Origin of the sequence: Planococcus sp. 1R117A, from assembly GCF_051417975.1 — a bacterium.
Classification (GTDB): Bacteria; Bacillota; Bacilli; order Bacillales_A; family Planococcaceae; genus Planococcus; species Planococcus shenhongbingii.
This window is the reverse complement of record NZ_JBPRLO010000002.1, coordinates 14,937-27,585: the sequence shown is the minus strand read 5'-3', so window position 1 is coordinate 27,585 and position 12,649 is coordinate 14,937. Positions and strand designations below refer to the sequence as shown.

The window sequence follows — 12,649 nt, the reverse complement described above, 5'->3', positions numbered from 1 at the left end:
CTTTACTTGCCAAAATTGACAGACACGCGAACCCGCGGCTTTTCCTGCAATTCGGCCGGCGTAATTTCAAACCAGTGGGCCAGTTCATTGTTTGTCGGATACTCGGCCACTTTAACGACTTCGTTATCAATCAGAACCAACGGCAGCGCTTCCGGTCCTTTTTCGGTCAATACTTGATTGACGATTTGATTTTCTACAAATGCACTTGGATCATTGGCTAAGTTATAGCGCGCAATCTCAAAGCCTTTCTTCTCTAAGGAATAGACGGCTGACGCGATTCTTGTTAAGTCCGGATCCACGACGGGTCCGCAGACACCTGTGGAACAGCACATCGCCGGGTCGAAGATTTCAATTTTTTTCATGATGAATTCCTCCATTACAATACTAGAATATGCTCATGTTCTGTAGAGAAAGAAAGCCGCGATACTAGATCACGGCTCTTTTGTTACTTTCCTGTTTTTGCAAACTCACGGATGCGTGCGCCGATTTCGTCGCGGACGTTTTGGAACACGGTCCATTTCTCTTCTTCTGTGCCTTCCGCTTTTGCCGGGTCGATAAAGCCCCAGTGGTCGCGTTTGACATGCGGCGGCGTCATCGGGCATTTGTCTGCGGCATCGCCGCAAAGTGTGACGACAAAGTCGGCATTGTTCAGGATGTCGGTGTCAATGATGTCGGATGTTTGCTTGGAAATGTCAATATCCACTTCGTTCATCGCTTTGACCGCATTCGGGTTCAGCCCGTGCGCTTCAATGCCCGCGCTCAATACCTGCCATTCATCCCCCAAAATTTCTTTCCCCCAGCCTTCCGCGATCTGGCTGCGACATGAGTTGCCTGTGCATAAAAAATACAATGTTTTTTTCGTCATGATGGTAAACTCCTTTTTGAATGAAATCTATTTTTCAAATTATTAATAACCAGAGATACAGCCCGATGAGGGTTGCCAGAAGCGTTGGAACCGTCAGGATGATACCGACTTTGAAATACGTCCCCCAGGAGATTTTCACGCCTTTCAAAGACAGGACGTGGAGCCACAATAGCGTGGCGAGTGAGCCGATCGGCGTGATCTTTGGACCCAGATCCGAGCCGATGATGTTCGCATAAATCAGCGCTTCGCGGATGGTTCCCGATGTTTGCGTCTCGGAAATGGCAAGGGCGTTGATCATCACCGTCGGCATGTTGTTCATCACCGACGACAGGATTGCTGCAATGAAGCCCATCGAAATCGTGGCAACAAACAAGCCCTGCTCGGCCGCGACCTGGATCACATCCGCCAAGACGCCGGTCAAGCCAACATTGCGGAGTCCGTAGACCACGACATACATGCCAAGCGAAAAGAAGACGATGTTCCACGGTGCGCCGCGCAAAATGATCCGCGTGCGGACAGCTGGGCTTTTTCGCGCCATCAGCAAAAAGAAGATGGCGATGGTGCCGGCGACAAAGGACACCGGGACGCCCATAAAGTCACTGGAGAAATACCCGACAAGCAAAATCACGAGCACGAACCACGACAAACGGAACATCTTGTGGTCCCGGATGGCGTCATTCGGTTTCTTCAAGTTCGCCACTTCGTAATTTTTCGGGATATCCTTGCGGAAAAACAAATACAGCACCAAGATGCTGGCCACGAGGGCAAACAGGTTCGGCACGATCATCCGGGAAGCGTATTCCGCAAATCCGATGCCGAAAAAGTCAGCCGAGACGATGTTTACCAAGTTGCTGACGACGAACGGCAGCGACGTAGTGTCGGCAATGAATCCGCTGGCCATGATAAACGGAAAAATCATCTTTTCCGAAAAATTCAAGTTCCGGACCATCGCCAGCACAATCGGTGTCAAAATTAGCGCCGCCCCGTCATTCGCAAACAACGCCGCCACAAAGGCCCCGAGTAAGCTGACAAAGACAAACATGCGCACGCCGTTCCCTTTGGCGATCCGCGCCATGTGAAGCGCCGACCACTCAAAGAGTCCGATTTCATCCAAAATCAACGAAATGATGATGATGGCGATAAAGGCCAGTGTGGCGTTCCATACAATTCCAAATACATCTACTACATCTTGAAAATCCACGACTCCAACCAGTAAGGCAAGCACGGCCCCGCCAATAGCTGACCACCCAATCGACAGATTGCGCGGCTGCCAAATGACGAGCACCAGTGTGAGGAGGAAAATCAGTGATGCTAAAATTCCTTGTACCATTTAATTCCCTCCACTATTCACAACTGATTCGCAGTCCTTGTTTCTCGAGTTCCTTGATGCGCTCCTCCTGGCTTGGAATGAATGCCAGGATATGCAGGACCATTACGTACATATCACTGTTTTTATTCAATGAATAGAAAATCCATTGGCCTTTCCGGTTTTCCTTCACCAACCCGACGTCGCGGAGTTTCCGCAGATGCTGGCTGATGGCCGACTGGCTGATATTGAAAATCGCCACAAACTCGCAGACACAGCACTCGTTCTTTTCCAAGAGCTTCATCATCGCAAGCCGGGTCTTGTCCCCCAAGAGCTTGAGCACCATGCTGGCTTTCTCGATTTCGATTTCCTTCGCTTTCACTTCCATTTGTTTTTCACCTCGCTCCATTTAGACCTGCCGATTTACTATTTATCAGGATTATTTACTTGCTGTTCCCGAAACCAATAATATCATATCAGCATATGCTTATATGTTCAAGTGCATATCGATATCCTTTCTGATTTCCAAGCAAGAGTTAGGATCAGATACCTAAAAAAGCACCTTTCGAACAGCTTAAAACTGCTCAAAAGGTGCATTTCAATTACTTACATTTAGAATTTAATAATTAATTTTTAGAACCGGTTTAATAACGGATCCATTCTCTGATTCTTCAAAAGCCTTATTGATTTCATCAAATTCAAAGAATTTTACCATCCGGTCATATGGAAATTGTCCGTTTTTATAGTAAGAAATCATTTCCGGAATGAATTTTTGTGGAGTTGCATCGCCTTGACTGGTTCCTGTAATACTGCCGCCTTTTAAGGCTAAAGCTTCCAACGGTATAGAAAGATTAAAATCAGTAACGACCGTAACTATTTTCCCAAAAGTATCCAATGATAGGATGGCTTGTTCGATTACCACATCTACGCCAGTAGTATCAAGTACACTCTGCACGCCTGTCCCAGTGATTTCTTTTATCTTTTCGGCAACATCTACACCTTTGCCACTTTTTATCGTCGCTGTGGCACCCAGCTCTTCAGCCAGTTCCAAGCGGTTCTCATGGAGATCAATTGCAATAATGTTTTTGCAGCCTGCAATTTTAGCAGCCATAATGGCACTTAATCCAACAGCCCCGACGCCAAATACCGCAATCGAACTGCCGGCTTCAGGCTTCAGCACATTTAACACAGAGCTGGCTCCTGTTTGCAAGCCGCAACCTAGCGGAGCCGCTAAAGCCAAGTCCATGTCCTTATCAATTTTCACCACATTCCGTTGGTTAACAAGTGAGTATGTCGCAAAGGAAGATTGCCCAAAGAATCTGGCAACCAATTGATTGGTTTCTTGATCGATATGGCTATTTAAATTAAGGTCGCCATAATACCGGCAATGTGCAGGGTGATTGGCTAAACAATTATCGCATTCTCCACAGCTTGCAAATGACACAACCACATGGTCTCCTTTTTGAAGTTCCGTAACTTCAGACCCGATCTCTTCAACAATTCCAGCGCCTTCATGACCAAGAACTGCGGGTGGATTAACCATGCCTGTGTCTCTCCCTGAAACATCCGTATGGCAAATCCCGGATGCTGTTACTTTTATTAAAACATCTTTCGAACCAAGTTCAGGCAATTCAACGTCCTTGATTTCAAAAGCTTGTCCTGTTTCGGGTGTGACTGCAGCTTTAATTTTCATAAATATATTCTCTCCTTCGACAAATTTTGTATCTGCTTCCTTACAGCAATTCATTATAACAATATATTGATTTTATATTCACACATAAGCCTTGAGATTATTGACATACAGTGCTTTTAATTTACGTTTTCCCTTTCCCTGACCAAAAGATGGTTCAGATGCAAAGCGGATTTTCTGCTTTATTTACAGTATTCGCAGAAACATAAGAATCAAGTGAAAAAAGAAAAGAAGCAGCTTCAGCTTCTTCTCTTCCCCCAAACCACGATATTTAAACTTTTATAAGTTAGATACTGCATCGGTTTATCCTCAAAATGGTCCAAGGATTATCAACTTCATTATTGTTATAGCATCTAATTTATCTTCTTTTACCTACTAACTGGGTGCATTTCTTATTTATGGATTATACTTTTTATTATTGTGGTAACATTAATCTTATTTATTAATCACTAAGCCGGTTACAACTCCATTTCGGTTCAAAGATTTCTGTCATCGGCAAACAAGCCGGACTTTAAAGAGATGACGATTTTTAAAAAATCCTGTGAACAGATCCAGAAAGATAAAAAGAGCTGTGCCGAATATCAATAACACAGCTCAAAATTTAAGATTTATTGCTTCGGATTCTTACATTTTACCTCTGATAACGTCATAGTATATAAATTCCCAATCCAGCTATACTTTAACTTCTTTATGCCTGCCAAACACTTAAGCTAGATTTCATTCATAAATTTAAAAAGAAAAAGGACCTCCACGAGATCCTTTCCTTTATTAAAAATTATAACTTGCTTCTTTTTCCAGACGAAGTTTGGTGTAAGTCTCGGTCAACATCACGGTATCTTCCGCTAACCGTTCAATGCGGAACAGCACATCATCGTTGACAATTTCTTTCCGGTGAAAATCTTTTTCTTCGATAAAGACATACGTCTGGACAATTTGGGCTTTCATATACGCCAGAATCGGCTTTAACTGCTGTTCGGCAATCAAATAATGCTTGGGTGAACCAGCGGTTACAAGCATGCTGACCACTTTAGCCTTCGTATTCCAGGTAATTGCGACCATCAATGAATTTGACGTAAAGAGAAAGAGCAATGCTAATTCAGCATTGCTCTTCCCCTCTCTTACTTTATAGTGGTAATGGATTCTACTTCTAGTAAGCTATCAATAGAAGTATTAGCTTTTATTCAAATAAGGCATCGCTAACCTGTTTAAAAATTTCATAGGAACGAATTTCCTTTTTGAGATCATAGATATTGGACAAAGCAATGATTTCATCCACTTGATAGACCTGTTGGAAGTTAACCACTTCACGGCGAATCGTTTCGGCATCCCCCATGATGGTATACCCCAATCGATGGTGAAGAATTTCCAATTCACCTTGTGATAACGATTCAAGAAAGTCCTGGGTCGGCGGGATCAATTGGCTTAAATTATTTGTGTAAATATCGATGTACACCTGCAAATGGCTGGCGGAAATAAAAGCTGCCTCTTCCATGGAATCGGCTGCAATCACATTAATGGCAGCGATCACATAAGGCTCTTGTAAATAAGCAGACGGCTGGAAGTTTTCCCGGTAAATCGCGAGCGCTTCCTCCATCACCTCAGGTGAAAATTGCGCACCAAAAGCATATGGCAGTCCTAGATTTGCAGCGATTTTCGCCGAGCCGGTTGACGATCCTAAAATCAGGACCGGAACGTTCGTCCCGAGGCCCGGAAAAGCCCGCACCTCTCCTTGGTTTTCTGTATCCCCCAAATAACGCAAAATATCCCGCACTTCCCGTTCAAAGAAAAATACGCCATTATGATTCGAACGCCGAATCACGTCGGCAGTTTTTTGATCCGTTCCCGGCGCCCGGCCCATTGCGAGATCCACACGGTTCGGGTACAAGGTTTCTAGCGTCCCAAATTGCTCCGCAACGACTACCGGGGAATGGTTCGGCAACATAATCCCGCCGGAACCTACCCGAATGTTTTCTGTATTGGCCAATATATGTTGCACGATTGATACGGTAGCGGCACTTGCATAGGCATCGTGGTTATGGTGTTCCGCAAACCAAATTCGTTTATAGCCCATCTTATCGACCGCTTTCGCTAACGATACTGCAGAATCAATCCCTTGTTTCATGGTTTCCCCTTTCCTTAATGGAGCAACAGATAAAACAGATACATCAAATTTCTTCATCATTTCACCTCTAAAATTTATTATTCGTTTCGATATTGTACTGATTGCCTGCCTTCTTTCCGTCTGTGGAGGCAGTTTCGTCAGCGTTCAGACACTTTACCTTTTACCTTTTTTAGTTCTTAGCCACTTGTTTAAGAGCTTGTTTTACAATTCTGCGGATGGTGTGATTTGAGGTTTGAAAACTGAAAATAGCAAAACTCCTGCAAACCTTTTTAATAAAGCATGAAATTCTTCCGCATCGACTTTGCCTCCATTAATCATGACCTCGTACAAGCCCCAACGGTCCTGATATAAATAAGCAGAGCCTTCATAACCATTCCGGGTATAGAACTTCCTTCTCGTTACCCGTTGCTCATAATTGCTTGCAGATTCATCAACAACTTCTATATTGAGTACGATCCGGTTGTCCGGGTATTTCTTTTTAATTTCAGCAAGTGCCTGGCCGCCATAACCTTTTGACCTCACTCTGCTATCTATTGCTATATACAGGACGTATGTCAAATCTTCACGGGTGATTAAATAAGTAAAGCCAACAAATATTTCCTCATCATAAATAACAAGAAAATCTACAAAATCCTTTTTTGCTTTCCACAATAAAAGGTTCATAGGTATCCGTTCATTTTTAGGGAATGACCCATCATACAATTCTGTTACCTTAGCGAATTCATTAGAGTTTTTTGTTAGCGGTTCTAGTTTTAAATACATACCGTCGTCTCCTTTTGATTACTCTTTTGTGCCATCATTTGAGTCCGATTGATTTTAATTCTGATAAAAGAGACCCTTAAGAGGGGCTCTTGCTATAAAAATTAAAATCTCTTACACGTTTTCTATTTCACCTTAATAGGAGTAAGCTTCTCCGTCATCCGGCACCACTACATTAGACTCCATTTCTTTTTCGTTGATAAAGTTCTTCAATTCTTCTCTGGACAATCCCCAGTGGTTCACTGCTTCCATATGGCTCACAACGATGTCAGCTTCCGGTGCAGCCTTAAATACTTCGTATATGTCTTCTTTGCCCATAATCAGAGGGCCCCCTTCAAGAAATTGGTTTTGGCCACCGTTTAGAATTATAACTTCCGGTTTATAGACATCGATGTTCTCTTGCACTTCTTCATACCAGACAGTATCACCAGCTAGATACAAAGTTTTTTCTTCCGGATGTTGGAAGACAAGCCCCATCACATTTCCCATGGCCTTTGCCATTTCTCCATATCCATGACGGCCATCCACTTCAGTCAGTTCAATATCATTAAAGCCTATGCCCACTCCTTCTTCCATGACTTCGACATTCGTGAACCCTGATTCCTTGGCCATTTCAGCATCCGCTTCATCCTGCATAAACAGCTTCATGTCTTTAGGCAGCTGTTCTTTTGCTGCGTCATCAAAATGATCCTCGTGTGTATGAGTTACAATAACTGCGTCTACACCTTCAAGAATTTCTTCAACCGTCATCGGCAATTCAACTATTGGATTCCGGTCATCACGCTCGGCAGGACCGAAAGATTCAAACGCACCCTTTTTGGAAAACATAGGATCGATCAAGAACTTTTGACCACCATATTCTACCGTTACTGTAGCATTTCGTATTTGCTGGATCGTCATATCTTGTTGTTGAGAAACGTTTTTTTGCTTATCTACTGGCTCAGTATTCTGAGGGCTGCCACAAGCAGCTAATATGCTACTCGCCAAAAGCATTGTCATTGTCAGCATAGATGTTTTTTTGAATTTCTTCATAATTGATAAATCCTCTTTTCTAAAATTTAATAGCCTTTTTTCATTAAGATTGACAACAGAATGATACGAGTTGACTCTTCTGTCGTCATGGCACCACTTTTCCAGTTTCTTTAGTGGTATAACCTTGTATACGGCGAATATTTGTGAACGTATGCCAACTGTTCTTCAGCGATTGAAGAAGCAGTCATAATTTAAAGCCAGTCAGCTGGAGCCGCATTAGCTTTTTCAATTTCCCAGTAATATGTCTATAAAAGCTTTGCAGTGTTGCGTCAACTCATTTTCCCTATCCTCCTTGTCTGGCTCCTCAATCTCGATAGAACTTCGATTTAATCCCTTTTTCGACGCCGTTGAATGTTAAAAAGAAATTGCAAGATGCAGACTGCCTGAAATTTCATGTCTAAAAATGCTGCAACGCTTTACTCGAAGTTAAATGTATTATATAGTGAGTACAAATCTATAAACAAGTATGCACTTTTTTCGCATATACTATCAGAAAGGATAGTGTAAACATGAAAACATCCAAAATCAATGTGGCTGATAACCAGGAAACCTTCTTTGGCTATACACTTTCCATCATCAACGGAAAATGGAAACTGCTGGTTATTTATTACTTGTCGCAAAACAATGCAGTGCGTTATAACGAACTGCAGCGTATGATCGGCAAGATCACTTACAGGACGCTTAGTTCGACATTGAAGGAAATGGAAAGTGATGGTTTAGTACATCGTGAGGAATATCCGCAAATCCCTCCAAAGGTTGAATACAGCCTTACGGAGAAAGGGAAAACGCTCTGGCCGATCATTCAAGAGATGTGCCGATGGGGAGAGTTCAATAAAGAAAAATAAAAAATTAATATCGACTCACTAAGCATCTGCAAGCATTGAAACTGCATGAATTTTGGGGAGCTACTGAAAATATAAAAGGCTGAAATTCTTGTTTGATCAAGAATCTCAGCCTTTTTTAATAGTGTCAGTCAGTAATTTTTATTCGGAAATGGCTAACTTTAAAAAGGCAGCCGAACAGGATTTTTCAGCTGCCTTGGTACACATCGCAAGGTTATGCAAAAAATGCTCAATTTGGAATTTGTATTTACTAAAAAATGCCCCCTATAAGGAAATCGTGTAAAGAAGAAATCGAAGTGAGGGTTTCCAAGCCCAATCCTCTGAATAAAACACATGGAGTTAAATGCTGTCAATCAATGAGCTGCGTTGTTTGATTTCTTTTATGGAGAGGTACAAGGCATAATTCCCGTAATCAAGAATGGCATTCAAAAAAAGATTTAATTGTTCTTGGGAAGCCACCTTGATCTTCAAATGGTAACAGCCTTCTCCCGACACCCGATGCGCTTCAATCACTTCTTGTCGTCCATTAAGAAAATCGATGAACTGCTCGTGGTTGGCAGTTTTCATGTAAATGATGACAAACGCAGTATAAGAAAGCCCCAACTTCATGTCGTCCACGATTAAGGAATAAGCTTTGATGACGCCGCTGTCCTCCAGTTTTTTGATGCGATTGCCAACGGCCTGTCCGGTCATATGGATTTGTTCCCCTAAGTCTTTCCATTGAATACGCGAGTTTTCCGACAGCAAGTGAAGGATTTGAAAATCAATATTGTTAAGTTCCATAATGCATTCCTTTCATGGTGAAATGATTTAACGCAAAAATGCTTCATCAGCCTATCGATAAAAACCGGGAACTTGTATATCATTACTTTGTACGAAAAATTTATGAATGAGGTGGAAAAATGAGCACAGCTTTGATCATTGTCGATATTCAAAAAGACTATTTTCCAAATGGAAAGATGGAGTTAAGCAATCCTGAAAGCGCATCTGCCAATGCAGCTAAAGTTCTTGAATGGTTCAGACAAAATCACAAAGAAAATATTTTTCATGTTCAGCATATTGCAAGCAACCCCGCAATGGGATTCTTTCTTCCAGACACGGAAGGTGCTGAAATACATGAAGCGGTTTTGCCATTAGAAAACGAAAGCCTCATCGTTAAACATTTCGCAAACAGCTTTTTACAAACGGAATTAGAAAGCCAATTAAAAGAAAAAGGAATAACCAAGTTAGTAGTGGTAGGTATGATGACACATATGTGCATTGATGCCACTGTGCGAGCGGCTGTTGATCTGGGATACGAAACGACATTGATCGAAGATGCTTGTGCGACTAGAGAATTGGCTTATCAAGATAAAGTCGTTCCAGCAGAACAGGTTCATTATGCGTTTGTCGGCGCACTTCAAGGTATGTATGCTGAAGTAACATCGACCGAGGATTTCTTGCAACAGAAAACCGCTGTCCTATAAACACGCTGATTTCAATATAAATGGAAACTTGTTTTTCTACAAGTTTCCATTTTTCTTTTTCCCTTTTCAATTCTAATCAAAGAGAGGGCGAAATAAAAAATTAATAAGAGTCCGTAAAAGTAAACGTTTAAAGACAAAAAGAGAATTGTCCGGTATGAATTAGATGATTACAGTTCCTTTATAACACGAAAGCTGTGAAACTAAAAAACGATGACACTGGCACCGTGGAAAACCACCGTGTCGATGTCATCGCATTGGAAAAAAGCTTCAGTGGCCTTTTTTCTTGAAATTGCCTGAGAGTTAGTGCTCATTAAAAAAAACCATTGTTTTTAATGTATTATTCAGCTACCGAGCGAAGCAATTTAATTAACGGTGCTTTTGTTTCAAAACCGATTCCTGGAACGTCAGGCAAACCAACATACCCATTTTCAACCGGAATATCATCGGCAAATCCACCGAATGGTTCAAAAATTCCGGGATAAGATTCATTCCCTCCTAGACCCAATCCCGCTGCAATATTCAGCGACAATTGATGCCCACCATGCGGAATGCAGCGGCGTGAAGACCAACCATGTTCTTTTAACATGTCCAATATTCTCATATACTCCACAAGTCCATAACTCAATGCACAGTCAAATTGCAGATAATCCCGATCCGGCCGCATTCCCCCGTAGCGAATGAGGTTTCGGGCATCCTGCATGGAAAACAGATTTTCGCCAGTTGCCATCGGGTTTTTATAATGCTTGGAAAGCTCCGCTTGAAGCTCATAATCCAACGGATCTCCTACTTCTTCATACCAAAACAAATTATAGGGCTCTAACTTTTCTGCATACCGAATCGCTGTCTCCAAATCGAATCGGCCGTTTACGTCCACCGCCAGAGATTGGCCAGATGGCACCACTTCCAGTACGGCTTCGATTCTACGAAGATCTTCTTCTAAACCGTTCCCGATTTTCATTTTCACAACTGAATAGCCTAAGTCCAGATAGCCTTTCATTTCTTCTTGAAGCATTTTATCGTCTTTTCCTGGCTGATAATAGCCGCCTGCAGCGTATACAAATACTTTATCGTCCGGCTTTCCATCCCCGTAGCGTTCAGCCAGCAGTTGATAAAGGGGCTTCTCTTCTATTTTTGCTACGGCATCCCAAATTGCCATATCAAGAGTTCCTACCGCAACCGACCTTTCCCCGTGTCCGCCTGGTTTTTCACCTGTCATTAAAATATCCCAAATTTTATGCGGATCAAAATTTGATCCCTCATCATTTAGAATGTCATTTGTTTCCGCTTCTAATAAACGAGGGATAAACCGTTCGTGAAGCAGCCCACTTGGAGCATACCGCCCATTTGAATTGAACCCATACCCTACCACCCGTTTGCCGTTTTTAAACACATCTGTGACGATTGCTACGACAGAAACATTCATTTTCGAGAAATCAATATAAGCATTGCTGATACTCGATTTAATAGGTACCGCTTTTTCTTTGATATCAATTATTTTCATCTTAAAACCTCCCATTTCGTATATTTCATTTGTCTACAGCATAATTAATAAATTTATTAATGTCAATATAAAGCTTTAAATTAATCAAAATAACGTAAATAGCTAAATAATAAATTTTTTAAATTTCTATACAAATAAAAAAGACGCTTCTTGTTAAGAAACGTCTTACACTATTTTTTCATCTTATTCGTTGGCTTGCTTTCGATAATCCCTAAGATTTCTTGTCCTCCACGATGCCTGTGGGAATGCATCAGGAGTTGAGCTGCTTTGCTATCTTGGGCCCGCATGGCAGCTACTATTGCCCGATGTTCCTTAATGGACCGAACAGGAAGCTTTCGCTCATTAATGGTAAACAACCTAGCCCGATACAATTGATCAGAATGACTATCCATTATATTTTTCAGCCGTTCATTCTGGGAGTACTCAACGATTAAATTATGAAATTGATTATCGACATCTAAATAAGCCTTTAAATTATTTTCATTCAGATGATTTTCTTGACGCGCAATAAGGGCATCCAGAATTTCGAGATGCTCTTCGTCAATATTTAATGTGGCTAACTCAGCTGCCACTCCATCTAGCGCTTCGGCTATTTGGCAAATTTGCTCAATATTTTCTTTAATGATGGGTTCAACACTAAACCCTTTTCGAGGGATTAACCTAATCCAGCGGTCCATCTCCAATCGAATTAATGCTTCACGAACAGGCGTACGGCTCATTTCCAACATTTCGATAATTTCACGTTCCAAAAAAGCCTCATTAGGGTGAAGCTGTAAATTTCGGATCGCTTTTTGAATAATTATATAAGCCTGTTGCGGCAAACGATCCTCATTTGCTTCTTCTTTATATCGCAATAAGGTTTTCTTTAAAGCAGTGTTATCGCTGCTTCGTCTATCTTTTTCCTTCATGGGATTCACCAAATTTCAATTTATTAAAAGTACAGATATTGAATAAATTATAGCAGATTTCCACTTAAATGAGCGCGGTTTTACATGTAACTCCTATGCTGTAATATAACACTTTATTAAAGAATTTTGGAGTGGAATCTTCTCTAGCTTCAAAGAGT

General features: G+C 41.7%; 13 protein-coding genes and 1 pseudogene. 2 read left to right on the top strand and 12 right to left on the bottom strand.

From position 1 onward, the window contains the following. Positions 1 to 2: 2 nt before the first annotated feature. The 9 genes and pseudogenes from arsD to ACSFXN_RS05540 all read right to left on the bottom strand — a co-directional run bounded on the left by arsD (position 3) and on the right by ACSFXN_RS05540 (position 7,642). Positions 3 to 362 (bottom strand): arsenite efflux transporter metallochaperone ArsD, encoded by a 360-nt coding sequence (gene arsD, locus ACSFXN_RS05580; RefSeq protein WP_437149193.1) that lies wholly within the window; start codon positions 360 to 362, stop codon positions 3 to 5. Positions 363 to 445: 83 nt separating this feature from the next. Next, positions 446 to 865 (bottom strand): arsenate reductase (thioredoxin), encoded by a 420-nt coding sequence (arsC, locus tag ACSFXN_RS05575; RefSeq protein ID WP_437149192.1) that lies wholly within the window; start codon positions 863 to 865, stop codon positions 446 to 448. 34 nt (positions 866 to 899) lie between these two features. Then, on the bottom strand, positions 900 to 2,195 hold the full coding sequence (locus ACSFXN_RS05570) for an arsenic transporter (RefSeq protein ID WP_437149191.1): 1,296 nt from the start codon (positions 2,193 to 2,195) through the stop codon (positions 900 to 902). Between the two features lie 13 nt (positions 2,196 to 2,208). Beyond that, positions 2,209 to 2,559 carry an ArsR/SmtB family transcription factor gene (locus ACSFXN_RS05565; RefSeq protein ID WP_437149894.1) on the bottom strand — a complete coding sequence of 117 codons (351 nt, stop codon included), beginning with the start codon at positions 2,557 to 2,559 and terminating at the stop codon, positions 2,209 to 2,211. A gap of 231 nt (positions 2,560 to 2,790) precedes the next feature. Then, positions 2,791 to 3,864: an NAD(P)-dependent alcohol dehydrogenase gene (locus ACSFXN_RS05560; protein WP_437149190.1), complete on the bottom strand. Its 1,074-nt coding sequence runs from the start codon at positions 3,862 to 3,864 to the stop codon at positions 2,791 to 2,793. A gap of 765 nt (positions 3,865 to 4,629) precedes the next feature. Further along, positions 4,630 to 4,890: pseudogene (locus tag ACSFXN_RS05555) on the bottom strand (NADPH-dependent FMN reductase); the annotation flags it as partial. Between the two features lie 148 nt (positions 4,891 to 5,038). Beyond that, positions 5,039 to 6,040, bottom strand: a complete 1,002-nt coding sequence (locus ACSFXN_RS05550; protein ID WP_437149189.1) for an LLM class flavin-dependent oxidoreductase — start codon at positions 6,038 to 6,040, stop codon at positions 5,039 to 5,041. Positions 6,041 to 6,184: 144 nt separating this feature from the next. Further along, on the bottom strand, positions 6,185 to 6,745 hold the full coding sequence (locus ACSFXN_RS05545) for a GNAT family N-acetyltransferase (protein WP_437149188.1): 561 nt from the start codon (positions 6,743 to 6,745) through the stop codon (positions 6,185 to 6,187). Positions 6,746 to 6,877: 132 nt separating this feature from the next. Next, a complete protein-coding gene (locus tag ACSFXN_RS05540; RefSeq protein WP_437149893.1) occupies positions 6,878 to 7,642 on the bottom strand; it encodes an MBL fold metallo-hydrolase in 765 nt (254 codons plus the stop codon). Positions 7,643 to 8,283: 641 nt separating this feature from the next. On the opposite strand from ACSFXN_RS05540, the gene ACSFXN_RS05535 reads away from it, so the two are divergent. Continuing rightward, the gene (locus ACSFXN_RS05535; RefSeq protein ID WP_300989295.1) at positions 8,284 to 8,619 is read left to right on the top strand and encodes a winged helix-turn-helix transcriptional regulator; all 336 of its coding nucleotides are present in this window, start codon (positions 8,284 to 8,286) and stop codon (positions 8,617 to 8,619) included. Between the two features lie 336 nt (positions 8,620 to 8,955). Here ACSFXN_RS05535 and ACSFXN_RS05530 read toward each other — a convergent pair whose 3' ends face one another. Beyond that, entirely contained in the window at positions 8,956 to 9,399 is a 444-nt protein-coding gene (locus ACSFXN_RS05530; protein ID WP_300989296.1) for an Lrp/AsnC family transcriptional regulator, read from the bottom strand. 119 nt (positions 9,400 to 9,518) lie between these two features. Between ACSFXN_RS05530 and ACSFXN_RS05525 the strand changes: the two genes are divergently transcribed. Continuing rightward, the gene (locus ACSFXN_RS05525) at positions 9,519 to 10,082 is read left to right on the top strand and encodes a cysteine hydrolase family protein (protein ID WP_437149187.1); all 564 of its coding nucleotides are present in this window, start codon (positions 9,519 to 9,521) and stop codon (positions 10,080 to 10,082) included. Positions 10,083 to 10,419: 337 nt separating this feature from the next. Here the strand turns inward: ACSFXN_RS05525 and ACSFXN_RS05520 are convergent, their stop codons facing one another. Further along, entirely contained in the window at positions 10,420 to 11,583 is a 1,164-nt protein-coding gene (locus tag ACSFXN_RS05520) for a mandelate racemase/muconate lactonizing enzyme family protein (RefSeq protein ID WP_437149186.1), read from the bottom strand. A 170-nt stretch (positions 11,584 to 11,753) separates the two neighbouring features. Further along, a complete protein-coding gene (locus ACSFXN_RS05515; protein ID WP_437149185.1) occupies positions 11,754 to 12,491 on the bottom strand; it encodes a GntR family transcriptional regulator in 738 nt (245 codons plus the stop codon). Positions 12,492 to 12,649: the final 158 nt, after the last annotated feature.